We start from the raw sequence: 26498 nt of genomic DNA on the forward strand, positions 1-26498 counted from the left end.
AGAGCCTCGACCATGGCGGCATTGTCATCGAACGCAGTGAGGGAGAGCGCGTCACCAGCCAGCATGACGTCGGCGAAGGTATTGGCCGCATCACGCACGCTCTGCGACTTGGTGCCCACCCCGTCCCCGCGATCCTCGGCCATGCTGCCCGACTTGTCCAATACCAGCGCCACTGCGGCGGTCTTACGGGGTACCGCGTTGGCGGTGACGGGAATCAACCAGCTCTGGCTCGTCTGCGGACAGGTCACGGTGACGCTGTCGGTGACGCTGTGCGAGGGGTTGGGGGCGGCGTAGATGATCCACAGTCGCACGGTGGCCACAGCACCACCGGTCGAGGGAACCGAGTAGGGCGGTGGAATGGACCAGGTCAGGCTCGGATCGGTCGGGGCGGTGAAATCCAGGGTGGCCGGGGTGGACGACCGGACCTCGAAGACGACCGCACGTGCCGCCTTGCGGGTGGTTCCCATCGGCCCCTGCGTTACGTCGTGGAAGGTGATGGCGGCGGTGACCAGGCTGACCCAGGTGTCGGCCGTATCGCAGCGGTCTGTCTCCACCAGGTCGCTCCCTTGGCGGGTGACGAAACCCACCTTGTTCCACTTGCCCGCGACGAACGCGTCCCGGTTGCCGGTGGAGCGGTCCCACTGCTGGGGCACGGCGACGCCGGGGACCTTGACGCTGTTGGGCCGCGGTACCGGCCACCAGTACGTGGAGCATGCCAAGAAGTCGGACTGCCAGGGCACAGCCATGCTTGCGGTGACCTCGCCGGGCTGCACCTTGGCGTGGTCCAGCCGGAACGACGGCTGCCCGTTGATCAGCACGACCGGTCGGTACTTGCTGGCGTTACGCAGGAACTGACCAGCCTCGATGCCGGGAAATAGGGCGCCGCCGACGCAATTCTCCAAGGCCGCCTTATCCATACCGTCGGGGGTGACGTCCGAATCCGGCGGTGGCGCATGGCCCCAGGCGCTGTTCCAGTCGTTGACGACCGTGCCCGCGGCCCATTTCTGGACCAGCGCGATCTGGGTATCGGTGAGTCTGAGGCTCCGCGTCCCATCGTTGGCCTCGGATTCCAGCCGGGGCATGTGGATGCTGCCGGCCGGTGCGGTCAGGTAGGTGTGAACCTGTGTACTGCTCGGCATCGGATGACTGAAATTGTGATGCCCGATGGCGTCGGAGTTCACCGCTTTGGTGTCGGCGGCCGCCTGCAGGATCGGATAGATGTCATTGGCATACGACGGGGTGCCCGGCACCTGAAGCTGTCCGTCCTGCACGAACAGGTCGAACATCATGTCCCAGAGCCGGAAGACGTTATCGATCGGCGGGGCGAACTTGGGCGGAGCGACGATAATCCAGGATCCGACCGCGGTGAAGGTCTGGGCACCGATCCGCACCGTCGCGGTAACCGGTCCATCGGCCATGTCGTCGTACCATTCGTCACTGTCGGCGAAACCGTCGAGCGTATGATTCGACGGCGATCCGGAGTTGCCGAAGCCGCCGAGCACCAACAACCGGCCGTCGTTGTCGGTACGTATCTCGCCGAGCGGCACGGTCTCAGCTGGCTGCCCTTTGACCGTGAAGGTGCCGGTGTCGAACAGCTTCCGCTGAGCGGCCCCGCTAACCGTCCGGGGACCCGGGTCGATCACCAGCCTGTCCCGGTCAGTGCCCAAGTACCCGCTGTTGCGCGGAGAACCACTGGGAAACCCCGGCGCCACCGCCTTGCGGTTGACCAGATGCACCGTCCACTCGATCACGGTGTTGGCCGAGGTCAGCTCGGTCGGCACACCGTTGTCGTAGCCGAATACCCGGAACCTGGCGGCTTGCCGCTTGATCCGGCACTGGCCGTCCTTGTAACCGCCCGCCGGTGCCGACCGGTCCCACCGCTTCTCCGGCCCGATGAAGAACTCCGAGTCACTGTTGCCCACCCGCGCGACGCCGATCGCTGGGTGGATCCGAACTTCGGTGATGGCCATGACGGTACCTCCGGGACTGGTGCGAAGGCGGCTTCGAGCCGGTCAGCAGCGCTGTGAATGTAGATGCAGCGTGACCGTGTCTTCGCACTTGCAGCGTATGAAAGCGTCGCCTTCCGAACACGAGTAGAGACCTACTCGAAAATCCCGTTCTTCAACATGAGTGTCTCGGAGTCCTATCTGAAAGCCGCGGCCATTGCCTGCGCCGCAAGACGTGAAACGGCGGACTCGCGAGCATTGTGAACATGTCGCAGATGCCCGCGGTGACGGTCGAGCAATACATCGCTGCCGGCGCTGACCACCCTGGGTAAGCAGCGTTTGGACGCGACCCGTGCCACCCGCCGTCAAGCGGTGCACGAACGACTGTCGAGTTGGGCCGAAAACGATCTCGCGACGCTCGCCGAACTCCTGCACCGCCTCGACGCCGAATTCGGCGACTGAGGCCGGATGGTGGCGGTGGTCGTGGGTGCGCGGCTGCCAGCGATCAGCGGGCGGTTCGTTTCGGGGGCTCGTTCGCGACGATCGATGACATGTGCAGTGCCGCAATCGATTCGGGGGACAGCCCGAGCCGATCCTGCAGCACGGATTCGGTGTGTTCGCCGAGCCGTGGGGCGGGGCGGGCCGGGATGTGCTCACCGTTCACCGAGATCGGGGAACCGGGCGCGAGGTATTCGCCGATCTCGGGTTGACGTAGCAGGGTGAACAGCGGATTCGCGGTGACGCGCGGGTCGGTCGCGAGTTCGTCGAAACTGCGGTAGCGCTCCCAGAGCACCGATGTTTTCGCCAGGGCGGTGCCGATCTCCTCGGCGGGGCGGTCGCGGAACCACGGGGTGAACAGTCCGGTCAGCACGTCGCGATGACGGTAGCGCGTGCCCTCGTCGGTGAAGTCCGCCGCCAGCGCGATAGCCAGCGCGTCGACCGCGCCGGTACTGCCGGTCAGCTCGGTGAGATCACGAAAGTGCCTGGGGGTCAGGGCGACCACCATGAAGGAGACGCCGTCGGCGCTGGTGAAGTGCTGACCGTACTGGCCGTAGATGGCATTGCCCAAGCGGGGGCGCTGCCGCCCGCATAGTGCCGCCTCCGCGAGGAAGCCGAGGTTGCCCACCGTGGCCAGCGCGACATCCTCCAGCGGCAAGGTGATCCGGCTGCCTTGTCCGGTCGCGTCGCGGTGGCGCACCGCGGCGGTGATCGCCAGTGCCGCATACACTCCGCAGAGCAGATCCCATGCCGGCAGCACATGATTGATCGGACCCTCGTGGTCGGCGGGGCCGGTGACGAGCGGAAATCCGGTGGCGGCATTGACGGTGTAGTCGACTGCGGCCGAACCGTCGGCGCGGCCCAGTATTTCCAGCTGGATCAGGTCGGGTCGCGTGGCGGTGAGCGTCTCGTAGTCGAGCCAATCCCGTCCGGCGGTGTTGGTCAGCAGGATGCCGCCGCTGGGGCCGCCGCCGGTTATCAGGCGTGTAACGAGCAGTTGCCCCGCCGGTGCGCGCAAATCGGCTGTGACGGAGCGCTTTCCCTTGTTGAGTCCGGTCCAATAGATGCTCTCGCCGTCGTCGGTAAGCGGCCATCGACGGTAATCGGCAGCACCGCCGACCGGGTCGACACGGATGACCTCCGCGCCGAGCTGCGCCAGCGTCATACCCGCCAGCGGCGCGGCGACGAAGCTGGAGATCTCCACGATGCGCACACCGGCCAGCGGCTGCGCCGGGGAGGTCGCGGGATTCGGCATCTACATCATCCTCTCGCCGGCTACAGCGGAGTCATACCGCTGACGAGCCAGTGGTCGTCGTGCTTTTCGACGGTGACGGTCACCCGGCTGGAACTGGTGGTCGGTGCGGGCACGGCGGTACTGATTGTCACCTGGTCGATGAACATCAGCACCGTCACACGGTCGGTGGAAGCCGACAGTACGCCCGCGGATACCACCCGCGCTCTGGTGCTCACGCCCTTCTCCTTGGCCACCGGCACGATCGTCTTGTTCACCAGATTGCGGTAGTCGTCCTGGAACGAGCCGGTGAGTCCGGCAACGGCCGCGAGATCCTTGCCGACGGTGGCCGAGGTGTAACTGAGCATTGCCGCGACTGTTTCGCGGGCGGCGGTCGGTGCATCCCGGCGTGCCGCGGCCGTGGCGGCATCGTGCTGGTTATCTCGCACGAGTAGCACCGCGGCTACGGTCAGTGCCACAATTGCGGCGCTCAGCAGCGGAATCATGCTGAGCCGCAGAATATTTCGCAGGACGATTACGGATCGATGGTTCACGGCACGAACTCCACGTTGGACACCTTCGGGATGCCATCGACTTCCTTGATCCGTACGCTGAACCGGTAGGAGCGTTGTTCCTGCTGCCGGGTCTGCGTGTTGGTGACCTGCGCGTTCGCGGCGACGATGACGGTGATCGTGCCGTCGTCCGGAACCTCGGCGCCGTCGTCGGCGGCGGTGGCCGCGGCGATGACCTCGCCGGTGGACAGCACGTCGGCATGTCGGATGGCCTGCAGGTAGTTCCCGGACTGGCTGTGCAGGTCGTCGGCGAACGGTGCGGTGGTGATATCGCTGAGCCGGGCGAAGTCCGCGTCGGCGCTGTCACGGCGGATATTGATCAGGGCGGTGACACCGCGCCGGGCGGTGTCGATGATGGCGGCCTGGTGGTTCGCGGTGGCCTCGGTCTGCCGATGCTCGCGCAGCGCCAGTGCTGTCACCGTGGTCGCGGCGACAAGCGCGGCGACCGCGAGCACGACCGCGGCGATGCGAAAACGTCTGCGCCCCAGCTTCGGACGAGCGAGCCGCGGTCGCGGGATGCGGGGAAGTCCGCGGGGTTGCCGGATTGGCCCCTCCGTTGTGGCTGACGATCGTTCGGCCGCGGACGGCGACGTATCGGTGTCCGCCTCGACGTCCGGGTGCTCCGGGGACTCGCTCGGTGGCCCGGTTGGGCGGGTGGCCCTTCGCCGCCGCGGCGGCGGTTCGGTCACCAATGCGGTAGTGGCCGCAGTGTCGGTCGCGGTCAGGGAATCGGAGCGGTCAACAGTGAGGTCCATGACGCTTCCTGGGAGGCTGGTCGGTTCGGTTCCGGTGTGATGTCGATGTGGCGGTAGGGATTTCCGTCCGGTGTGAGATACATGGGGCTGCCGGGCAGATAGTGGGCGACGCCCGTGGGCGCGGGTGAGGGGCTCGATTCGAAAGGCCCGTTGTTGCCAGAGGGCGGTACCACCCCGTTGCGGCACTGCTCGGGGGTGGCGGCGCGGACACCCGGATTCTCCAGGCACGGCAGGTTCCGCGTGCCGCGTACGGCGAACTGCGAATCCTGCGGGACATTGCAGTACAGGTTGGTCGGGGTATCAGGAGTGCTGGTTTCGATGGGGCTGCGTCGTTCGTCGGCGGAGAGATAGCCGGTGGTGCAGGCGGCGGGATCCTGAACCTCCACGGCGAAGACGACATTCGCACCGCCGTCGGCGGCACCGCGTGCGCCCGCGGTGTTCTCGGCGGCGATCAGCGGCGGTAGCAGGACCAGGATCTGCTCGATGGCTGGGTTATAGGTCAGGGCGACCTGTCCGACGGTGGTCAGGTTGGCCAGCAGCAGCGGCAGTGTCGGTGCCAGGTTCTGGAACAGCTGGTTGGCATCGTCGGCCGCGGACGGACCGCGTTCCAGGATATTGCGCACGGCGGGGTCGGCGGTGCGGAGCTGGTCGGTGAGATAGGCCAGATTCGCGGCCCAATCGCGGATTTCGGCGCTGCTGACCACCTGGGTGTTCAGCAGCGGGGTGAGTTGCTGAACGAGGGTGGTGAGGGCGTCGCCATTGGCGGCCATGGCGTCGACGAAGGTGACGGTGGAGTCCAGCAGGCTCGCCAGATCCTTTCCCGCACCGCCGAATCCGCGCGCGGACTCGTCGAGCACCGTGTGCAGGGTGTCGGGTGGGAGCGAGGCGAGGATCGCGCGGGTCTGCTCCAGGATGGGGCCGATCCGGTCGGCGACCCGCACGCGGTCGACGGCGATCATATCGCCATCGCGCAGGAACGGCCCGTGGTCGACCGTGGGTTGCAGATCGACGTACTGTTCGCCGATCGCCGACATGCTGCGGACCCGTGCGGTCAGGTCGGCGGGTACAGCGACCGAGTCGATAAGCGACAGAGTCGCGGTAACTCCGGTGGGTGCCAGGTCGACGGAGGTGACGCGGCCGATCGTATGCCCGTCGTAGGTGACATTCGCATTGCGATAAAGGCCACCGGCCCTTGGCAATTCGACGGTGATGCGATAGCGGCCGATATCGAGCGCCGCCGGAATCCGTAGATAGTAGATGCCGGTGAAAGTCGTCGATACCAGCGCGATGATCGCGAAGACGATCAGCTGGTTGCGGACGAGGCGAGAAGTACGCGTCGAGTCGGTACTCATCGGGCGCCCCCTGTCACCGGTGGGGCGGCAAACGGGGTACCGAACAGCAGACCCTGCTGCAGCCGCGGCAGTGTGAGATCCGCTTCCGCCCACAGATTCATGTAATCGCCGTGGATGCCGTTCGTGATGGCGACCGGCGGGAACGGAAAGGTGCCCAGCTGGTTGATATTGGCGACGAGGTCGTCCCCGGTTGTGGCGATCTGCTGCAGGGTCGGCACGAGGTCGGCCAGGTTCTGCTTCAGGTCTCCGTGGATCTGTCGTACCAGTGCGGTTCCTGCGTCGCCGAATCGAGTCAGTGCAGCGAAGGCGTCGGTGAGGTCGCGCCGCTGCACGTTGAGCACACCGAGAGCGGGGTCGATGGCGGCGACGGCCCGACCGATGGTGTCGTTGTCGGCGGACAGCTGAGCGGCAAACCTGTCGAGATTGTCCAGGGTGGCGGTGATCGCATCCCGCTGTGAATCCAACTCGCCAAGTAGCGTATTCATTCCATCGAGCACATTGCCGATCGAATCATCGTGTCCGGCAATAGCTTTGGTGGCCTCGGTGACTATGGTCTGCAGATGTCCCAGCCCGCCGCCGTTGAGCACCATGGACAGCGCCGCCAGCGTCTGCTCGGTGGTGGGATAGCTGCCCGCTCGCTCCAGCGGGATCACACTGTCCTCGAGCAGCGTGCCGCGCGGGTCGGTGGGTGCGGTGAGTTCGATGTGCGTCGAGCCCAACAGGCTGGTCTGCCCGATTTTGGCGGTTGCATTGGCGGGCAGGACGACGGAACCGTTGAGCGCCACGGTCACTCGCGCGTGCCAGTCCTCGGTGGTGATGGTCGTGATGGTGCCGACTTCCACGTCGTCGACCAGTACGGGTGAGTTCGGGGTGATGGTGGTGACGTCCGGCATTTCGATGACCACGTGGTAGCTCCCGGGGCCGTGGCCCTGCGTCCCGGGCAGTGGCAGTGAATTCAATCCGGTCCACTGGCATCCGGATACCGCGGCGCACAGCGCGATTCCGCACAGCAGCGCCATCGGACGGCGAGCCGTGCTCATCGCGGCTGTCCGGGCAGCAGGACCTGCTGCAATTCCGGTGGGCTGTAGACGAGTTGGCCGGGACCCACGCCGGTGCCGGTGGACGGGTTGATGCTCACCGGCGGGTAGTTCATCCGCAGCGTGTTCAGTAGTGGCCCGAGGTATTGCGCGCACAGCTGGGCTCCTTGCTCGGAGGTGGCGTTCGCGAGGGCGGCGATGCCGCCGCAGATGAAATTGATGGGGTTGCCGAAATTTTGGGGTCCCGGAACGCCGGTCATCGCGCCCTGCCCGGGGTTGTAGGTGTTGTAGTAGTTCGACAGCGCGGTGGGCGCGCGGTGCAGCACGGTTTCCAGCGCATCGCGCTGGGCCACGATCACATCGGTGGCGGCGACGAGCTGGTGCACCTGTGTGGTGAGCCCGTCGCGGTGCTCGGTGACGAATGCCTGGATATCGCCGATGGCGGTGTCCAGGGTGGTCAGCGCGGTCGACAGATCGCTGCGGTTGCCTGCCAGCACCTCGGTGACCGATGCCAGCCGACCCTGGAATACAACTATCTGCTGCTCGCTGGCCGCCAGTGCGGTGGTGAATGCCTGCAGATTGCGGACGGTGCCGAACAGGTCCGTGCTGCCCGCGGACAGCGTCGCCATCGTGGCGGAGAGCTGGTCGAGGCCGGCCCGCAGGGTGTCGCCGTTGCCGTTCATCGCCGCGGCGGCGGATCCTAGAAATCGGGCGCCGGGTCCGGTGGGGTCATCGGGCCGCGGTGCCAGCGCGCTGGTGACCCGCGAGAGTTGCTCCTCCACCTGATCCCATTCAACCGGGACGGCGGTGCGGTCGACCGGAATATCGACCTCACGACCGCCGCTGGGCCCGCTCGTCCAGGCGGGGGTGAGCTGGATGAATCGCGCGGCGACCAAGCTCTGGGCCATGATCACGGCCTTCACGTCGGCCGGTAACCGCAGCGACCGTGGCAGTCGCATGCGCACGGTGAGCTCGGTTCCGTGCGGCTCGATGGCCTCGATGGTGCCCACCTTTACCCCGACCACGCGGACCTCGTCACCGACGTACAGGCCGCTGGTGGAGGTGAAATGCGCGGTGACGGTGTAATAGCGCGACCGCTGAACGATGTCGTATCCGGCGACCACGACGACGATCGCCAGCACGGCGGCGGTGAGTCGGACCAACCATCGTTTGCGGGGTGTGCGGGCACCGGTTCGAATTCGCAAGGCGCCGGCTCGGATTCGGGCGATCATCGGACCTGTGGGATCGGTAGGGGGGCTGGCGGGAGGCCGAGCACCGAATTGATCAGGGGCTGTGTGTAGTCGGCGGGTACGAGGTTCTGCAGATACGCGTAGAAGTAGGGACCGCTGGCGACGGCGTCGCCGAGCGTGCCGATATACATGGACAGGCCCTGGATGCTTTTCGCCACGTTGTCGCGGTTGTTGTTCAGCACCGTCAAGACCTGCCCGAGCTTGTCCAGGGCCGGTGCCAGGTCGGCATCGGTGTCATGCACCAGGCCGGACAGCTGCCGCGACAGCTGGTCGATTCCGGTGATGACCCCGCCCAGCGCTGCGCTGCTGGCCTGCAATTCCGCGAGCAGTGAATTGCCGTCGAGCAGTAGAGAATTCACCTGTGGCCCGCGCTTGGCCAGTGCCGATGTCACCTGTTCGGCACCGGAGAGCAGGCCACGCAATGCGGCGTCGCGCTGGTTGACCGATTCGGCGAGGCGTCGCATCCCGTCCAGGGCGGGCCGCACCTGCGGGGCCGCCGCCGAAAGAACGTCGGAGGCGCTGTCGAGCGCGCGGGTCAACTGGTCGAGGTCGATATCGCGGATGGCTGTGGTGGCCTCATTGAGGATGGTCGGCAACGTGTAGCCGGATCGGGTCCGGTCGAGTGGGATGGTGTCGCCGGTGCGCAGACGGCCCACACCGGCGGGCGCCAGTTCGACGGCGCGCCGACCCAGCAGTGATGTGGTCTTGATGGTGGCGGTGATCGCGTCGCCGAGCGCGATCTGCGGGTCGGCGGTGAAGGTGACGCGTGCGTGACCGCGGTCCACGGTGATGTCGGTGACGGTGCCGATTCGCACCCCGGCGGCCGAGACGTCGTCGTCGACGTGCAGACCGCTCGCGTCGTCGAACAGTGCCCCGTACCGCAGTGGCTGGGCGCTGAGCAGCGGGATCTTGTCGAATTGCAGTGAGACCAGGGAGATCGCCGCGGTGAGGACGATGCCGATGAGGCCGATGCGACCGGCTTCGCGCTGAGAGAGTCGATTCATTTCCGTGCGCACCTGCCGGTCTGCTGGTCGGTCATCTCGAGAACCACCGGGTGGCCGTCCGCGCCGGTCAATTTGAACGACAGGCCGCAGAGATAGAAGTTGAAGAAGGACCCGTAGGTGCCCATGCGGATCAGCTTGCGATAGTCGTCCGGGAGCCGGTTCAGTACCTCGTCCAGGGTGTCGATGTGGTTGGTGGTCGGTGTGAGCGCGGCGTTCAACTGGCTGACCGTCGCGGACAGATCGGGGCGCACGTCGGCGAGCAGGCCGGTGAACGCGTCGGCGGCGCCGTCGAGGCTGTCGACCGCGTGCCCGATGATGTCCCGGTCCTGCGCCAGACCCGACACCAGCTGCTGCAGATGGTCGAGCGTGCTGCTGAATTGGCCACCCCGCGAAGCGATTTCGGTGAGGACCGTATTCAGGTTGGTGATCACCCGCCCGATGACCTGATCACGATCGGCCAGCGTGCTGGTCACCGACCCGACCCGGGTCAGCACATCCGCGATGGTTCCCGCGCGACCCTGGAAGATCTTCAGCAATGCCATCGATAGCTCGTTGACCTGTCGCGGGTCCAGCGCTTGTAGCAGAGGATGGAATCCGCCGAGCAGGGCGTCCAGATCGAGTGCGGGCGCGGTGTTCGGCGGTTGGATGGTTCCGCCCACCGGCAGTTGCGTGGTGTCCGGGCCGCGCTGCAGTTCGAGGTAGCGGTTGCCGACAAGGTCCTCGTATCGGATGGCGGCCCGCGTGGATGTGGTCGGCCGGTCGTTGGTGGTGATCGAGAAGTCGACGTGGGCCCGGTGGTCCGCGCCGTAGCGCACCGCGCCGACCGATCCGACCGGGACCCCCGCGATGCGGACCTTCGCGCCGGGACGCATACCGGACGCATCGGTGAACACCGCGTGATAGGTCCGCGAGCCCCCCGCGTCGACCTGTGTGAACACCAGGATCATCGCTCCGTTCACCAAGAGCATGACCAGCACGAAGATGCTCAATTTCAGTGCGCGCGACCGGTTCACCGGCCACCCCCGAGGCCCAGCAGGTAGCTGACGAGGTCCGGGGTCCGCAGTCCGATCGCCTGCCGCGACGGATCGTACGGATTCGCGCCGGTGTCGGTGACCATGTACGGCACATTGACGACCGGGTCGGTGTAGGGCAGACCCATGCAGTTCGGGCCGCCGGTCGCGTTGACCCTGGGCAGATCTTCCGGATAGTGGTACGGCGTCGCGCCCGGTATCAGCCCGGCGAACATCTTGATGCCCGGCTGCCCGGTGTAGGCGGCGGGGTTGGCTTCGTTGCCCGCGGTGATTCCCTTGAAAACGCACGGGATCTCGGGCGAGTACAAGGCCAGCAGTGCGGTGGTGGGCTCCAGCAGCCGCAGCACGTCCGCGAGGCCGGAACCGTTGTGCGCCAACAGGTCCGAGCCGGTATCCGAGACGGCCGTGGTACTGCCGAGCAACGCCGAGAGGTGGCGCTGCTCGTCGACCACCGAGTTGCTCGTCGCGGTGAGGGCGTCCAGCGTGCGCAGCAGATCCGGTGCGATGTCGGCGTAGAGCTCCGCGGTGGGTGCCGCAGTGCGTAGCAGCTCGGCGAATCCGGGATCGGCGGCATTCATTTGAGCGAGCACACCGGCGGCGTGGTCGATTGCCGCGCCGAGCCGGTCACCGCGGCCCTGCAGTGCCGTCGCCAGCGCGCCGAGGGTCTCCTCGAGTTGGGCGGGGTCGACCACGCGCAGCAGGTTGGTGAGTTGCTCGAAGACGGTATTGATTTCGACGGTGACGCGCGAGATATCGATCTCCGCGCCGGGTGCCAGCCGTTCGGCGGCGGCCGGTCGAGGCGCGTCGAGGCTGACGAACTTCGCGCCGAAGACGGTATTGGAGGTGATCTCGGCGACGACGTCGGCCGGAATCGACGCCAGAGCGGAGCGATGCAGGCGCAGGGTCACCCGGGCCTGATCGGAGCCGTACTCGATCGCCGTCACTTCGCCGACCTCGACGCCGGTCATGGTGACCTTCGCGCCGCGGTCCATGACCAGTCCGGCGCGATCGGCGATCACCGTCACCGTCACCCAGTCGGCGAAGCGTTGCTGGTAGCTGCCCAGCACCAGCCAGCCGACGCCCACCGTCGCGACGACCAGTGCCAGTACCACCAATTTCAGCATCGCTTGCTGCACCATTGCATCCACGTCCTAACCGGAAAGGTGGAAATTGCCGGTGCCGCCGTACAACGCGAGTGACACCAGGAGCACGACGAGGACCACCATGATCAGCGACATCCGCACCGCGCGCCCGACCGCCGCGCCCACTCCCGCCGGACCCCCGACGGCGGTGAATCCGTAATGGGTGTGGATCAGCATCACCAGCATCGCGATCGCGACTGCCTGCACGAACGACCACGCCACGTCGAGCGGATTGAGAAAGGTCGAGAAGTAGTGGTCGTACAGCCCGGGTGACTGCCCGAAAATCACCACTGTGGTGAACCGGCCCGCCAGGAACGACGCCGCCAAAGCCAGCGAGTACAGCGGAATGATCGTGATCATGCCCGCCGCGACCCGGGTGCTCACGACATAGGGCACCGGCCGGATGGCCATGGACTCGAGTGCGTCGATCTCCTCGGCGATCCGCATGGCCCCGATCTGCGCCGTCGCCCCGGCTCCGAGCGTCGCCGACAAGGCGATTCCGGCGATCACCGGCACCGCGATCCGCACATTGATGAAGGCCGACAGGAATCCGGACAGTGCCTCGATGCCGATATTGCCCAAAGAGCTGAAACCCTGGATGGCGATGGTGCTGCCGGTCGCCAGCGTCATGAATCCGACGATCGCCGCGGTTCCGCCGATCATCGCGAGAGCGCCACTGCCCATACTGATTTCGGCCACCAAGCGCAGGGTTTCGCCCGGATGTCTGGCTACCGCGCCGGGAGTTTGCAGAATTGCCTTGCCATAGAAGACGATTCGCGCACCAACGGCGTCGATTTCGCGGTTCCAACGGCCCAGCCGCTGCCGGGTGCGGACGAATTTGCCGGTTTCGGCGACATCCATCGATTTCACCTCCCCGAGAATCGGATTCCGGCCGCGGTCACCACGGTGTTCACCACGAAGAGGGCGATGAACGCATAGACGACGGTTTCGTTGACCGCTTGCCCGACGCTTTTCGGGCCACCGGAGACCGACAGGCCGCGATAGCACGCCACCAGTCCGGCGATCAGCCCGAACAGCATGGCCTTGACTGCGGAGATAGCCAGCTCGGTCGAGCCGGTCAGCAATGTGACACCGGCGGCGAACGTCCCCGGATTCACGCCCTGTAGCAATACCGAGAACACGAATCCTCCGGTGATTCCGATGGCGCACACCAGGCCGTTGAGCAGAACCGCGATCATCGTCGAGGCCACCACCCGCGGTATCACCAGCCGTTGAATGGGATCGATGCCGAGCACCTCCATGGCCGCGATCTCCTCGCGGATGACTCGCGACCCCAGGTCCGCGCACATCGCCGTCGCCCCCGCCCCGGCGACGATCAGCACGGTCACCATCGGGCCGACCTGGGTGACCGCGCCGAATGCCGCACCCGCTCCGCTCATGGTGGCCGCGCCGATCTCGCGCAACAGGATATTGAGGGTGAAGCTCACCAGCACGGTGAACGGCACTGCCACCAGAATGGTCGGCAGCAGCGACACCCGCGCCAGCATCCAACTCTGCTCGACGAATTCGCCGAACCGGAACCGCGTCGTCACCAGGCCTCGGCCGACTTCGGCGATCATGGCGAAGAACTGACCGACTTCCCGAACCGGCGCGTGCAGCCGTTCTAGTTCCATCGATCCTCCAGCGGACCACTCGGCGCTGTGGACGATGCCGACACCGGCTGGTCGAATGTCTAACTATTGCTCTTACAGTGTGACCGACGATACATCATGGCAAGAGTCTTGCCCAGAAGTTTGCGATGAATCGTGTCCAGGTGTTTGCGCGGAATTACGACAGGCGAAAGCGCAGTGTCTGCGGATGTTCGGATCGACGACAGGTCGCGGCGACAGGAGATGTCGACGTGTGCTGGTCGAGCCGTGTGAGATGCCGTCGGTGAAACGGCCGGAAATCGCCGAGTTCCGAAGGTGGGTGACTACTTCGCCGCGGCGGCCTTGGTCGGTCGGCGCGCGGCGGGCGACTTCGCCGTCGCGGCCTTCTTGGCGGGTGCCTTTTTGGCAGGTGCTTTCTTCGCCTTCGCGCCCGATCCCGACTCGAGCAACCGGCTCGCCTGTTCGAGAATGCAGTCGAGGCCGTACTCGAAATTCCGATCGTCCGGCGCCCCGCTGTGCAGGCCCTTCGAACCCGCCTCGGCCAGTAGCGGTGTGGTGTCGGGCGAGATGGTGAGGCTGTCGTAGTACGCGCCCGCCCCGGACTCCGATTCCTCGTTCTTGTCGGAGAGGCGTTGCAGTACAACCGATCCGCGCACATGCAGCTGAACAGCGGAGTACGTCGCGACGGCGTCGTCGAGCGACAGCCCGGCCTCGACCAGATTGGCGATGACCGACTCGGTCTGCCGCGCGCCCAACTGCGCGGCCTCCGGGCTCAGCGCCGACCTGATGAGTATCAGATCACAGAGAATGGGATTGCTGTTGAACGTCTCCCGCATGGTGCGGGCGTGATTGCGCAGCGATTCGCGCCAGTCACTCGCGTCGACGAAAGGCGTGACGAAGGTGGCGTACTGGCGCAGCGCGCGGTCGGTCATGGCGTTGAGCAGTTCGTCCTTCTTACGGAAGTACCAGTAGATGCTCGTGACGCCGACGTCGAGGTGTTTGGCCAGCATCGGCATGCTCAGGTTGTCCAGCGATACCTGATCCGCGAGCTCGAACGCACCGTCGAGGATGTCCCCGGGATTGAGGGATCCGCGCTCACGCCGCGGCCGTTTCTCCGCGGCTGCCCGCTTCGCCATATGTGCGCCCACCTCCGTGAAGTCCGCTCCGACGCAATCGTTTCCCGGTCTCGGAAAACCGACAGCAACAGCCATCGTACCTATAACCGTAAATCCTACTGCGATGCCTTCTATCGGCGCGTCGCGGCCCACTGAGCCGGTGCGGGCCCGGATATCGCCTTGGGCGGGCGACGCACAGGCCATACTGATATAGATACAGTATGTTCATCTATAAGCTCGGTGTGGAGGCGGTAGCGCGATGGATTTGGGATTGACCGACGCGGCAGCGGTGGTGGTGGGCGGTAGCCGCGGCATGGGCCTGGCGACTGCTCGCTGCCTGGCCGACGAAGGAGCTCGGGTGGCGGTGCTCGGTCGCTCCCGCCCCGACCTGGACGACGCGGTCGAAGACCTGACCCACCGCGGTAGCCCGGACGCCATCGGCCTGGTCGCGGACGTGCGCGATGCCGATGAGATCGCTGCTGCATTCGCCGAACTGGGGCAGCGCTGGCACGGCGAACTCAATGTGCTGGTCAATACGGTCGGGCCGACCGTGCAGGGCCGCTTCGACATCCTCACCGACGACCAGTGGCTCGCGGCCGTCGAGGACGGCGTGCTGTCCATGGTGCGCAGCGTCCGTGGGGCGCTGCCGCTGCTGCGCAAGGCCGAATGGGCGCGGATAGTGAACTTTTCGGCGCATTCGACGCAGCGGCAGAGCATTCCGCTGGCGGCCTACACCGCCGCGAAGGCGATGGTGACGAGTGCGTCCAAGAATCTGTCACTTTTGCTGGCGGAGGACGAGATTCTGGTGAATGTGGTCTCGCCCGGCACCTTCGTCACCCCGGCGCTGGTCGATTGGGCCCATTCGGTCGGCGTCGAGAGCGACGATCCCTATCGGCTGATGGCCGAGATCTCCAAGCATTATGGGCATCCGGCGCAGCTGCCCCGGGCGGGGCGGCCCGAGGAGATCGGTCCAGTTGTCGCCTTTCTCGCCTCGCGCCGCAATTCGTATATGACCGGTGCGAATGTCAATGTCGACGGCGGCTCGGATTTCACCTGAGCCCGCGTCAGGCTCGCTTACCGTCGACGAGTGCGGCCAGCACCGCGAAGCTGTCGTGTGCGGCGGCACCGGCGACGGCTCGTTCGACGCCGACCCGTGATACCTCGAACGGCTGCATCCGCTCCCCGGCCTCGGCCGTGCATACGGCCGCGAGAAAGAGTTCGGTGATACCGGCGCGATACAGCGTCCACAGGCGCTCGAGGTCGACTGCGATCCCGGCGGCGGTGAGCCGGGCCGCATACCGCTCGACGAGTTCTCGTTCGATAGAGCGGAGCAGGTCCGGCTCGACGGACGCGTTCGCGAAGTATGCGACATCGCGGATGCCGACCCCGGCCGTGGCGATCTGCCAGTCCAGGAAGCCGGGCCCGGCGTCGGTGAAGAAAAGGTTGCCCAGGTGCGGGTCGCCGTGGATCAGAGTCTGCGGCTGCGCGGCCCAGAAGGCATCGATATCCGCGCTGCGCTGATAGAAGATCCGGCAGTGGCGCTTCATCGCTTCGGGTATCAGATCTTTGGTATGCCCGGTGATGTCGTGCAGGAATCGGCGGCGGATGAGATCGCCGAGGCGGATGTCCGCTGTTGTGCGCGCGGTGAGCGGCCGGAGGTCGTTCGTGAACCGGTCGCTACTCCAGAACGCCAGATGGAGATCGGCCATGGCGTCGATGACGGCCTGCGCCTCGGCTCGCGTGACCTTTTCGACGACGGTGCGGAATTGCGCGGTTCCCGACAGATCCTCGAGCACGAGGACACTGCGGCGTCGGAGCCGATCACAGTGCGCGACATAGCATCTCGGCACACGGATCGGCGGATTCGCGCCCAGTGCGCGATAGGCGAGGATCTCGCGGGTCCCGAGGCGGAAGACGTTCATCAGGACGTGCTGTAAGTAGTTGCGCGGCGGCAATTTCACGAACAGGTGCTCGGGAATCTCGCCGCTGTCGGATTTCACGGCGATACGAGCGCGCGCCGCCGTGCCGTAATGCGCGTCGAGCACACGCACCGAGGTGATCGCGTCCGGCCGCAGCCCGAGTGCCGCGCTGAGCCACTGTTCGGTCACCTCGTGGATGCGCAGTGGAATCGCGGCCCGGCCGGGCACGGCTCGATCGAGTCCGGCACGGACCGCTTCTCGCGCGGCCATGCCGAGGCCGAGCGCGGTATCGAGTGGTTGCAAGGTCCTACCGATGGCCCGATTGCTGTGCCTGTTCGCGGGCGATCCGCTCGTTGTGGATACGGACGAGTTCGCGGTAACCGATATGCTTCCATTCCGGTTTCGGCTGTACTCCCCATTGATCCTGGGCCGTCGTCTGGCCTGCGGCTTCAGGTTTGCCGCCGAGCGGTGGCGCGTTGAGCGCACCCTGGTTGCATTCGAGCGTGTCGTCGGAGTAGCGGACCTTCATCATCTCGTCGCAGATTTCGGTGATCGACAAGGTGGGCCAGCCGTACCAGAGGGCGAGGGCGGGCACGGTCAGCGAACCTTCGACGACCAACGCGATCAGGCAGACGAGGATGCCGCGCTTGAGCCACTTGTGCATTCGCGCGAACGGTGCCGTCGTACCGAGCGGCAGATCTTGTTCCGGCGACGACTCCGCCGCAGGCGACTTATTGCTCATGGTGTTCTCCTGGAACCGGATTCGAGGTCAGTCGGAGAAGATCTCGCGATTGACCGTGTGCAGGTAGGGAATCGCGAGGAATGGCGTGATGTAGAAGATGTCGTACAACCACCAACCGGTCACCGGCAGCACGACGCCGTGGAAACGCACATCGGCGTACATGGTCATGTTGACGACGTAGCCGATCCAGATCACCACACCGAACCAGCAGGTGACGATCAGCCACTGGTGTCCCCAGCGCTTCATCTGCAGGAATGCGATCGCGGCCGCGACTCGCATCGGGAATACGGTGAGTATCAGCGCGACTTCCCAGCCTTTTTCGCCGGGTGCGCCCGCGCCGCCGATCCACAACTCGTTGTAGTGCCAGAAGTATCCGGCATCGACGAAATTGCCCCACGCGGTGAAGAACACGCGCGTGACGACGGTGTGGTTGGCGAATAGGTCCAGCACCCAGCCGATGCTGTTGAGGAAGGCGTCGAGAATGACCAGATAGCCGATCAGGGTGACGATGATCGGCCGGACGGACAGACCGTCGCGTTGTGCCTTGCGCTGCAACCACACCCCGCGCAAGAAGATCGGCAATCCGACGAATCCGAAGATGAAGGTGCCCATCAGCGCGGTTCCGGCGGTGAGCCACCGGTCGGCCCGACGCTGCGCGCGGCGACTTTCCTCGTGGTGTTCGTCGTAGGTCACCGGGGCTTCCTGCGCGGATTTTCCGGAGCCGCGGCGCAGGGTGAATGTCGGCATATTCATGATCGCCCCTACCAGTCCCTGGTCATATACATCTGCAATTGGATGAGGAACATCGCCAGCAGAAATCCGTATATGGCGATCTGGAAAACGATGAGCGCCCGGCGGCGCTGCCGATCTTGTTCGTTCATCGAACGGTCCTCCTTGGGTGACTACACGGCCGGGTCGTCGGCGGTGAGCAGGCTGGCCGCCGCGATCTCGCGTAGGCCTTCGTTGATGGCGCCGTCGCTGCTCAGCGGCGCGAGGACACATACTTCGGCCGCCTCGAGTTCGTTCGCACCCGCGGCGATGAGTCGCGCCGCCGCCACCAGCACGCGTGTCGACGGCGATTCGAAGTGGAAGACGTCGTCGGCATTACGAATGGTGTTGGCGCAGTTGACCAGTCGCCGTGCGACGGAAAGATCGATACCGGCTTCCGCGACCAGCACCTCGGATTCGCTCTCGGGCGGCAGATAAGCCATGGCGATGGTGACGAACCGCTGTCGCAGCGACGGCTTCAACTCCTTGAGCGAGCTGCGGTAGGCCGGGTTGTAGGAGCAGACGAGCATGAACGAGGCGGGCGCGGACACCACTTCGTCGGCACGATCCAGGAACAGCGTGCGCCGGTGGTCGGTGAGCGAATGCAGTATGGCCAGCGAATCGTGCCGGGCCTCGACGACCTCGTCCAGATAGCAGATCGCACCGGACTTGACGGCTTTGGTCAGTGGGCCGTCCCGCCAGGCGACGTCGCCGCCGGACACCAGGAATCGGCCGACCAGATCGGAGCTGGTGAGATCGTCGTGGCAACTGATGGTGACCACCGGGCGGCCGAGCAGGTGGCCCATGTGCTCGACGAATCGCGTCTTGCCGCAGCCGGTCGGTCCGGTGAGCATGACCGGCATGTGCTGCTGGAAGGCCCAATCGAACAGTTGCACCTCGGTGCCGCTGGCGTAGTAGAGATCGGTTGTCATCGAAACTCCGGAATTCGCAACATCATCGGTCGACCAACTCGCGGTGGATATGGGCGAGTACACGGGGCAGCTCCTCCACCCGCAGGATCCGGCGCGACCGGCGCGCGGCGAATACCTCGGGCAGCGGATCGACGCGGGTCGGGCCGACGGCGAGGTAGTAGATCGCGACGCCCGCGTCGTCGGCTTCCTCGATGGCGTGCGCGACATCGGCCCAGGCGTAGCGGCCCTCGTAGCCTTCGTCGGACATCAGGCCGTCGCCGATCACGATGATCAAGCGTCGTTCCGAAGGCTGTTCGAGCAGGCGACGGGTCAGGTGCCGCAGTGGCGCGCCGAGGCGGGTGTAGCCGCCGGTGATCAGGCCGAGACTGCTCGGGTCCACGAAACGGGCATCGTCGAAATCCTTCAGGCAGCGCACCTCGACCCGATGGCGGGTATTGCCGGTGAAGACGAACAGTCCGTGGCGTTCCCGGGCGAGCGTCATGGCTCGGGAAAGGGCGTCGGCGCAGGACAATTCGAGTCGAAAGATACGGCCGCCGTGTACGCCGAGGGAAGAACTGCCGTCCAGGAGTACGGCGGTGGTGACGTCACGGGACCCGGGCAGCAGCTCGCGGAACACCTTCGGCTCGGCCGCCGCACCGGAGATCGTGTCGACGTAATGGCCTACATACCGGTCGATATCGAGGTCCGACCCGTCCTCGAGGCCGCTGCGCATGGCCCTGTGGGTATGTTCTTCGAACCAGCGGCGGATATCGGGGGAGACCGGGGCGAGCGGTCGCGGTCGGGTGGGATGTTTGTGTTCCAGCACCGCGACGTGGTCGCGCAGAAAGCTTTTCGTCCACAGGTTCCATTCCGGATAGGGCAGGCCCGCGCGTTGATCGGCTCGGATTTCGACGTCTTCGTTCTCCGGTCGGCTCGGCGGGGGCAAGTTGGTATTGCGGCTGCCGCCGTCACCGCCGACGGGTACCGACATGACGCGATAGGAGTCGCTGCGCGTAGATGTCCACGGCATCCGGGCGTATACCCGACGCGCCGCCACGGCCAACCCACCACGCGCGGGTGCGACCAGCGGGAGCTTGCCCAGCAACGGATGCCTCGGAATCTGCTGCCGAGATCGCGCCAAACCCAGTGCACGGTCCAGTATTTCGTCGCCTTCGAGATCATGGTCGGCGATTTCGAGGTGGGGCAGCAGCCGACGGAGCTCGGGCAGCAGGCCCGGGAGCCGGTCGGCGATCCAACCCGCCGCCACGCCGCCCTCGACGATCGACAGCGCACCCAGTTCCCGCGGTGACAACTCGTGCAACGGGTATCGCGCGATGCGGTCCTTCGACGGCGAACACTGCAGTGCCACACCGCATGTCAGCGTTGCCCTGGTCCAGTCCGGCGCGACGGGTGGATATGGGACCTGGACGACGCTGCGGTTGGTGTTCAGGCCGAAACTGCGCCGCGCACCGGTCACCAGCCGCACGCCCTCCCGACGCCGCCCGGAGAATGCGACGGCAGTGACCGCGCAACTGCGCTCGATCGACAGCCCTGCCACCGCACCGTTCATGACGGACATCCACTGCCGCCGGGCCCGGACCTGCTCAGAAGGTGCCGATATTCTTCATGATCCAGTACCAGAACGCGATGATCAGCAGCACCGCGCCCCACGCGAGGGCGATGCGCACGAGGTCCAACAGCATGGCCGTATCTCCATATTCGTCGGTTCGAAGTGGGTCGATGGGTGGTCCGCGATGGTTGCTTCATCGGGGCTCCAGACTGCGCAGGACGGTGACCAGGTAGTTGTCGAGTACATTGGCGCGCAACGCCTTCGAGCCCGAGGTCGTAGTCAGCAGGGCGTAGAGCCCGAGCAGAAAGAACACCGCACTGTGGTAGGGATCCACGGCGATCTCGGCCTCGCCCTGATTGCGGGCGCGCTGGATCTCCTCGACCACCAGGACGATCACGGGATGTTCCCGCCATTCGTCGTCCAGTGGCCGTGTCGGCGAGAAGTGAATCGCGAGCAGCTCTTTGAACAGCAGGCTGCCCAGGCGGCGTTCGAGACCGACTATCAGCTGAATCGTTTTCCGCAGCGCCGATTCGAGATGGTGCGGTGCGGCGAGAAACCGGGTGAGTTCCTTGGCGATCCGGGCTTCCTCGCGTGCCTCCAGCTCCAGCAGCGCGTGCTCTTTGCTGGGGAAGTGGAAATAGAAGGTGCCGCGCGCAACGCCCGCCGCCTCGACGATCGTCCCGATATCGGCATCGGCCATGCCGACGTTCTTGAATTCGGCGATGGCGGCATCGAATACCCGCTGCCGGGTCTGCAGACGCTGGGCTTCCCGGCCCTGGGGCTTGTCCTGAACTTCGCTCATGCGCAAATTTCTAACTTCTATCGCTGACGGGTGTCAATGAAGAACGGTGCGCACGGTACTGACGTGCACCGAAATGTGTTCTCCAGCTTGCGATTTGCTATCGCGGAACGAATCCGCGAATTGCCGCTCAGAACATACTGACAGATGTCATTGAATCGCGTCAATGAAATCGATGGATCAGCGGGGAGCCTGATCACTGCCGTTCAGGACGTCGTCCAGCGCCGTCAGCCGCGCCTGGAGAAAGGCTCGCGAGATGGGCGCCCAGGTCTCGATCAGATCGAAGCCGTGGTACGCGCCGGGCACCACGTGCACCGTGCAGGGGACACCGGCGCGGCGCAGGCGTTCGGCATAGGCGATGTTCTCGTCGTGGAACAGATCGTTGGTGCCGACGCCGATCCAGGCCGGGCAGACCCCGGACAGGTTCTCGTATCGGGCCGGCGCGGCCAACGGTGGCACCGCACCGGACGCGGCCGGGCCCAGGTAGGAGTGCCATCCGAAGCGGTTGCTCCGCGGGCTCCACAGACGTAGTCCACGGTGGTCGATATCGGTGCGCTCGGTGGTCCGGTCGTCCAGCATCGGATAGGACAGCACCTGCAGTACCGGGAGCACCTCGGCGCGTTCGCGGGCCAGCAGTGCCAGGGCGGCGGCAAGGCCACCGCCTGCGCTCTCCCCGGCGAGCGCGATGCGTTCCGAATCGACGTCCGGCTGGTCGGTGAGCCAGCGCAGCGCGGCATAGCAGTCCTCGAGCGGTGTCGGGAAAGGGTGCTCGGGCGCCAGCCGGTATTCCACCGATGCCGCGACGACGCCCAGCCGGTTGGCGACTCGGCGGCAGAAGCTATCGCCCATTGCGGCGGTGCCGATGACGTAGCCGCCCCCGTGGATGAATAGCAGGCCGGGTGCCGGGCATCGGACCTGCGCCGGTCGGAACACTCGCACCGAGACATGCGCGTCGACCGTTTCGACTGTCCCGCCCGACGGTCGGGTGCGCCCGATGAGATTCGTCAGCTTGCGGACCGGGCCGAGCGTGCGCGCACCGACCGCCGAGCGCGGCAGGAACCGTGCGATGCGGAGTTCGGGGTGGAAGGCGGCATCCGAACCCATTGTGGTTCGTCCTCTCGCGGCTGCCGTCAGGCGACCAGGTCGTCCGACTCGAACGGGGCGAAGAATGCGCCCATTCCGCGTCCGGTCAGTGCGTCGCCAAGCGCGACGAAATCATAGGACGGACCCGGGTCCCCGCCGACGCGGCAGACTTCGACCAAGGCGTCGTGGTCGGCCAGCAGCGCACGGTGGATACGGATGAGATCGGCATCGAGCGATCCCGTCCGTCGCTCCGCGTACGCGACCATCAGATACAGACACAGCTGCTGTGCCGGGGTATCCGGATGTGGGTCGAGTCCGCGCGACAGTTTCGTCCGTAAAGCGTCGAAGGTCTGCTCGATGTAGTACAGGAATACCGGCCGCGGGCTGTGCAGGATCTTCGTCCGCACTTGATCGGCCAGCGCCTCGGCCGCGCTGAGCAGGGCCTGCACGGTTCGCGGTGTAAGACCGGGGACCTCGTTGTCGCTCATCTTCTCTCCTAGCGCAACGGCCCCGGATCGTGACATGTGCACCGGGGCTCAATGTCGAGCGTGAGCCGGCTCCACCGCTCTTGTGGCATTAACTGTAAACCATTCAGTATGCTGCCGCAAGTAAGTGATGGTGCGCTGCTCACGCAGGGGATTCGGCCGCGGGAGCGGCGAAATCGCTGGCCGTCGAGTCGGTCGTTCACGTGTTCGCCGCCTCTGGGTGGTGTTACAGTTAGCATTACTGGATGGGCAACTAATGCATATCGCCGTGCCCGAACGCGGCGGCGGAAGACGGGTTCGAGTGGGGTCGGCCTTCGGCGGTGATGCTCGATCTCAGCTGAGTTCCGACTGGAAAGACGTCACGCATGAGCACTGGAACCACCGGACAGTCGATCGGCGACACCGCAGCGGACCGGCCGCTGGCGCCGGCCGCGATCCTGGAATTGCAGCGGCAGGCCTATCTGCGGGAGGGGCCGCCCTCGGCCGCGGTTCGTCGGCGCCGGATCGACCGATTGCTCGCCATGGTCCTGGATAACCTCGATTCGTATGTCGACGCGCTGGCTCGCGATTTCGGCACCCGATCCCGAACCGGGACTCTGTTCGCCGAGATCATGGGCATGTTCTCGACCATCGAGCACACCCGCTCGCATATCGGCAAGTGGATGCGTGCCCGCAATCCCAAGTTGACGGCTCGCCTGTACGGGATCCGTGCCCAGGTGCAACCCACGCCGCTCGGTGTGGTCGGCATCATCGGGCCCTGGAATTTCCCCCTCCAACTGGTCGTCGTGCCCGCCGCGGCCGCCTTCGCCGCCGGTAATCGGGTCATGATCAAGATGTCGGAGATCACCGCGCATACCGCGGAGCTCACCCGATCACTGGCGCCCGAGTATTTCGACCAGTCCGAGCTGGCGGTGGTGACCGGTGGACCCGACGTTGCCGCCGCCTTCGCCGAACTGCCGTTCGACCATCTGTTCTTCACCGGATCGACCCGCGTCGGCCGACTGGTGCAGCGGGCCGCCGCGGCGAATCTGGTCCCGGTGACCTTGGAACTCGGTGGGAAGAATCCGGTGGTCGTGGCGCCGAATGCCGATATCACCCGGGCGGCCGCCCGGCTCGCCCGCGCGCGGATGGTCAACGGTGGGCAGGTCTGCGTGAGTCCCGACTACGTTTTCGTGCCCGAGGACCGCATCGACGCCTTCGCCGACGCGGTCGGTGCGAGTTTTCGGGATATGTTCCCGGCCATCGCGGCTGACGAGGACTACACGGCCTGCGTCGACCAGGCCAACTACGACAGGGTTCGCGCCCTCATAGACGAGGCACGTGCCCGAGGAGCGCGAGTCGAACAGATCGTGCCGCCGGGCGAGACGCTGCCCGACCCGAGCACGCGGAAGATCCCGCCGACCGTCGTCCGCGACATTGCCGATGACATGCGGATCGCCACCGAGGAAATCTTCGGACCGGTTCTCGTCCTGCGGCCGTATTCGAAGCTCACCGATGTCGTCGACCACCTGAGTGGTGGGCACTCGCCGCTGGTCGCCTACTGGTACGGACCCGGCGGGCGGGACTTCCGCACCTTCGTCAGGAATACGCGCAGCGGCGGCGTCTCCCGTAACGACTTCGCGCTCAATATGTTTCCGGAGGACGCACCCTTCGGTGGGGTCGGGGCCAGCGGTATGGGGGCATATCGCGGGAAGGCGGGTTTCGACACCTTCACCCATTACCGCACCGTGGTCGGCACCGACCTCCCATTCGTCGTCACAGCGCTGGCCGCGCCGCCGTTCCCGCGGTTCATCGGCCGCATCATCGATGTCGCGGTACGCGTCGCACACCGGCGTACGCGTCGCCGTCTCGGCGTTCGCGGCTCCGGACGATGAATCCGAGCGCCGGACTCGAAATCTTCCCGAGATCTGTTGTAATCATTACTGTATAGCTTACAGTTGCATCGTCAGACTGCGTCGTACGCAGCACACGACCGAGGAGCCACCGTTGTCTCGTTCCGTGACCAGATCAGAACCGTCCACGTCGCAATTCACGCTCGCGGCGGCCGCCGATGCCGCCGCGGCCGCCATCCCGGATCGGGAACTCATCTGCCAGGGCGATCGGCGCCACACGAACGCGCAGATCGCCGAGCGGTCCAAGCGGTTGGCGGCCTACCTGCACGCCCAGGGACTGGGCTGCCACACCGAACGCTCGGCACTCGCCGACCACGAGGTCGGGCAGGACCTGCTGGGGATCTACGCCCACAACGGACACGAGTACGTGGAGGCGATGATGGGCGCCTTCCGGGCGCGGGTCGCACCGTTCAACGTCAACTACCGATATGTCGAGAACGAACTGCGGCATCTGCTGGCGCATGCCGGTGCGACCGCGCTGATCTATCACGCCGCGTTCGCGCCACGGCTCGCCGAGGTGCTGTCCGAGCTGCCGACGCTGCGCGTACTGATCCAGATTGCCGACGAGTCGGGTAACGAATTGCTGGACGGCGCAGTCGATTACGAGACTGTCATCGCCTCGACCGCACCGGAACCGCTGCCCGTACAGCCATCTCCCGACGATCTCTACGTCCTCTACACCGGCGGCACCACCGGTATGCCCAAAGGTGTGTTGTGGCGCCAGCACGACATCTTCATGGCGGCCTGCGGCGGGCGGGATATGTTCAGCGGATCGCTCATCGGGTCCTATGACGAGGTCGCCGCCCGGGCGGCCGCGAATCCCGGTGTACCAATCATGCTGCTGCCCCCGCTGATCCACGGTGCGGCGCAGTGGGCCGTCCTTACCGCGATGATGACCGGGGGGACCGTCGTGCTGTCCTCGGTCGTGAAGCATCTCGATGCCGACGAGATCGTGCGCGCCATCGAGCGGGAGCGGGTCGCGATTCTGGTCGTGGTCGGTGACGCGATGGCCCGTCCGCTGCTCGCCGCGATCGAGTCGAGTTCGGCCGACGTATCGTCGCTGGTGGCTGTGGCCAGCGGCGGTGCTGTGCTGAGTCCGTCGGCCAAAGAGCAGTGGATCGCGGCGATTCCCGGTCTGGTCGTGATGGACGCCGTCGGTTCCTCGGAGGGCGGTACCCAGCTGAATCACGTCTCGGCGTCCGGATCCGTATCGACCGGCACGTTCATGGCGGGCGCGGATACCTGTGTGGTGGCCGAAGATTTCGGTTCGGTGCTGGCAGCGGGCCACGACGGTATCGGATGGCTCGCGCAGCGTCGCTTCACACCGCTCGGGTACAAGGGCGACGCCGCCAAGACCGCGATCACCTTCCCGGTCATCGACGGTGCGCGATACGTGCTGCCCGGCGATCGGGCACGGCTGCTGGCAGACGGATCCATCGAACTGCTGGGGCGTGATTCGGTCACGATCAACTCCGGCGGCGAGAAGATTTTCGTGGAGGAGGTCGAGCTGGCGATCTCGTCGCATCCGGCCGTCGCCGACGTCGTGGTGGTGGGCCGCCCGAGCGAGCGATGGGGCCAGGAGGTCGTCGCGATCATCGCCCCAGCCGAGGGGGCCGAGCCGGGTGCCGAGGAACTGATCGCCCACGCCGCGGAATCCATTGCGCGGTACAAGCTTCCGAAGGCGGTGGTGTTCTGCCCGGAGATCGTGCGCAGTCCGGTGGGCAAGGCCGACTACCGCTGGGCGCGCGAACAAGCGATCGCCGCGGGCTGAGCAGTCAGCGCCCGG

General features: G+C 65.8%; 25 protein-coding genes and 1 pseudogene. 5 read left to right on the forward strand and 21 right to left on the reverse strand.

What is annotated here, in order from left to right; all coding sequences use genetic code 11:
• Positions 1–63: 63 nt before the first annotated feature.
• On the forward strand, positions 64–294 hold the full coding sequence (locus tag OIE68_RS07790) for a hypothetical protein (protein ID WP_327098704.1): 231 nt from the start codon (positions 64–66) through the stop codon (positions 292–294).
• Between the two features lie 440 nt (positions 295–734).
• Here OIE68_RS07790 and OIE68_RS46995 read toward each other — a convergent pair.
• A pseudogene (locus OIE68_RS46995) lies at positions 735–1970 on the reverse strand (LodA/GoxA family CTQ-dependent oxidase); the annotation flags it as partial.
• 315 nt (positions 1971–2285) lie between these two features.
• On the opposite strand from OIE68_RS46995, the gene OIE68_RS07800 reads away from it, so the two are divergent.
• The gene (locus tag OIE68_RS07800; protein ID WP_327098706.1) at positions 2286–2408 is read left to right on the forward strand and encodes a hypothetical protein; all 123 of its coding nucleotides are present in this window, start codon (positions 2286–2288) and stop codon (positions 2406–2408) included.
• A 43-nt stretch (positions 2409–2451) separates the two neighbouring features.
• Here the strand turns inward: OIE68_RS07800 and OIE68_RS07805 are convergent, their stop codons facing one another.
• The 12 genes from OIE68_RS07805 to OIE68_RS07860 all read right to left on the reverse strand — a co-directional run bounded on the left by OIE68_RS07805 (position 2452) and on the right by OIE68_RS07860 (position 14564).
• Positions 2452–3699 carry a CoA transferase gene (locus tag OIE68_RS07805; protein WP_327098707.1) on the reverse strand — a complete coding sequence of 416 codons (1248 nt, stop codon included), beginning with the start codon at positions 3697–3699 and terminating at the stop codon, positions 2452–2454.
• 20 nt (positions 3700–3719) lie between these two features.
• Complete coding sequence (locus tag OIE68_RS07810) at positions 3720–4229, reverse strand: hypothetical protein (protein WP_327098708.1); 510 nt, start codon at positions 4227–4229, stop codon at positions 3720–3722.
• Positions 4226–5002, reverse strand: coding sequence for a hypothetical protein (locus tag OIE68_RS07815; protein WP_327098709.1), 777 nt, complete (start codon positions 5000–5002; stop codon positions 4226–4228). Before OIE68_RS07815 ends, OIE68_RS07810 begins: the two co-directional genes overlap by 4 nt.
• Entirely contained in the window at positions 4969–6354 is a 1386-nt protein-coding gene (locus OIE68_RS07820; protein ID WP_327098710.1) for an MlaD family protein, read from the reverse strand. The genes OIE68_RS07815 and OIE68_RS07820 overlap by 34 nt, the downstream gene beginning before the upstream one ends.
• The gene (locus OIE68_RS07825) at positions 6351–7394 is read right to left on the reverse strand and encodes an MCE family protein (RefSeq protein ID WP_327098711.1); all 1044 of its coding nucleotides are present in this window, start codon (positions 7392–7394) and stop codon (positions 6351–6353) included. The genes OIE68_RS07820 and OIE68_RS07825 overlap by 4 nt, the downstream gene beginning before the upstream one ends.
• Complete coding sequence (locus OIE68_RS07830) at positions 7391–8596, reverse strand: MCE family protein (RefSeq protein WP_327098712.1); 1206 nt, start codon at positions 8594–8596, stop codon at positions 7391–7393. Before OIE68_RS07830 ends, OIE68_RS07825 begins: the two co-directional genes overlap by 4 nt.
• A gap of 23 nt (positions 8597–8619) precedes the next feature.
• Positions 8620–9645 carry an MCE family protein gene (locus OIE68_RS07835; RefSeq protein WP_327098713.1) on the reverse strand — a complete coding sequence of 342 codons (1026 nt, stop codon included), beginning with the start codon at positions 9643–9645 and terminating at the stop codon, positions 8620–8622.
• Entirely contained in the window at positions 9642–10658 is a 1017-nt protein-coding gene (locus tag OIE68_RS07840; protein ID WP_327098714.1) for an MCE family protein, read from the reverse strand. The genes OIE68_RS07835 and OIE68_RS07840 overlap by 4 nt, the downstream gene beginning before the upstream one ends.
• On the reverse strand, positions 10655–11815 hold the full coding sequence (locus OIE68_RS07845) for an MCE family protein (protein WP_327098715.1): 1161 nt from the start codon (positions 11813–11815) through the stop codon (positions 10655–10657). The genes OIE68_RS07840 and OIE68_RS07845 overlap by 4 nt, the downstream gene beginning before the upstream one ends.
• Positions 11816–11827: 12 nt before the next feature.
• Entirely contained in the window at positions 11828–12679 is an 852-nt protein-coding gene (locus tag OIE68_RS07850) for an ABC transporter permease (protein ID WP_327098716.1), read from the reverse strand.
• A gap of 5 nt (positions 12680–12684) precedes the next feature.
• Complete coding sequence (locus OIE68_RS07855; protein ID WP_327098717.1) at positions 12685–13452, reverse strand: ABC transporter permease; 768 nt, start codon at positions 13450–13452, stop codon at positions 12685–12687.
• A 299-nt stretch (positions 13453–13751) separates the two neighbouring features.
• Positions 13752–14564 (reverse strand): TetR/AcrR family transcriptional regulator, encoded by an 813-nt coding sequence (locus OIE68_RS07860; RefSeq protein WP_327098718.1) that lies wholly within the window; start codon positions 14562–14564, stop codon positions 13752–13754.
• 238 nt (positions 14565–14802) lie between these two features.
• Here OIE68_RS07860 and OIE68_RS07865 point away from each other — a divergent pair, with 238 nt between their 5' ends.
• Entirely contained in the window at positions 14803–15600 is a 798-nt protein-coding gene (locus tag OIE68_RS07865) for an SDR family NAD(P)-dependent oxidoreductase (RefSeq protein ID WP_327098719.1), read from the forward strand.
• A 7-nt stretch (positions 15601–15607) separates the two neighbouring features.
• Here the strand turns inward: OIE68_RS07865 and OIE68_RS07870 are convergent, their stop codons facing one another.
• The 8 genes from OIE68_RS07870 to OIE68_RS07905 form a co-directional block, all read right to left on the reverse strand.
• The gene (locus OIE68_RS07870) at positions 15608–16765 is read right to left on the reverse strand and encodes a phosphotransferase family protein (protein WP_327098720.1); all 1158 of its coding nucleotides are present in this window, start codon (positions 16763–16765) and stop codon (positions 15608–15610) included.
• A 4-nt stretch (positions 16766–16769) separates the two neighbouring features.
• Complete coding sequence (locus OIE68_RS07875) at positions 16770–17204, reverse strand: hypothetical protein (RefSeq protein ID WP_327098721.1); 435 nt, start codon at positions 17202–17204, stop codon at positions 16770–16772.
• 27 nt (positions 17205–17231) lie between these two features.
• Positions 17232–17957, reverse strand: coding sequence for a hypothetical protein (locus OIE68_RS07880; protein ID WP_327098722.1), 726 nt, complete (start codon positions 17955–17957; stop codon positions 17232–17234).
• A gap of 149 nt (positions 17958–18106) precedes the next feature.
• Positions 18107–18904 carry a CbbQ/NirQ/NorQ/GpvN family protein gene (locus OIE68_RS07885; RefSeq protein WP_327098723.1) on the reverse strand — a complete coding sequence of 266 codons (798 nt, stop codon included), beginning with the start codon at positions 18902–18904 and terminating at the stop codon, positions 18107–18109.
• Positions 18905–18926: 22 nt separating this feature from the next.
• A complete protein-coding gene (locus OIE68_RS07890) occupies positions 18927–20462 on the reverse strand; it encodes a nitric oxide reductase activation protein NorD (protein ID WP_327098724.1) in 1536 nt (511 codons plus the stop codon).
• Positions 20463–20646: 184 nt separating this feature from the next.
• Complete coding sequence (locus OIE68_RS07895) at positions 20647–21255, reverse strand: TetR/AcrR family transcriptional regulator (protein WP_327098725.1); 609 nt, start codon at positions 21253–21255, stop codon at positions 20647–20649.
• A 177-nt stretch (positions 21256–21432) separates the two neighbouring features.
• A complete protein-coding gene (locus OIE68_RS07900; RefSeq protein WP_327098726.1) occupies positions 21433–22356 on the reverse strand; it encodes an alpha/beta hydrolase in 924 nt (307 codons plus the stop codon).
• A 26-nt stretch (positions 22357–22382) separates the two neighbouring features.
• Positions 22383–22823, reverse strand: coding sequence for a hypothetical protein (locus OIE68_RS07905; protein WP_327098727.1), 441 nt, complete (start codon positions 22821–22823; stop codon positions 22383–22385).
• Positions 22824–23254: 431 nt separating this feature from the next.
• Between OIE68_RS07905 and OIE68_RS07910 the strand changes: the two genes are divergently transcribed.
• Positions 23255–24694, forward strand: a complete 1440-nt coding sequence (locus tag OIE68_RS07910) for an aldehyde dehydrogenase family protein (RefSeq protein WP_327101606.1) — start codon at positions 23255–23257, stop codon at positions 24692–24694.
• Positions 24695–24818: 124 nt separating this feature from the next.
• Positions 24819–26483 carry an acyl-CoA synthetase gene (locus OIE68_RS07915; RefSeq protein ID WP_327098728.1) on the forward strand — a complete coding sequence of 555 codons (1665 nt, stop codon included), beginning with the start codon at positions 24819–24821 and terminating at the stop codon, positions 26481–26483.
• Positions 26484–26498 lie beyond the last annotated feature (15 nt).

Origin of the sequence: Nocardia vinacea (assembly GCF_035920345.1) — a bacterium.
GTDB classification, from domain to species: Bacteria; Actinomycetota; Actinomycetes; order Mycobacteriales; family Mycobacteriaceae; genus Nocardia; species Nocardia vinacea_A.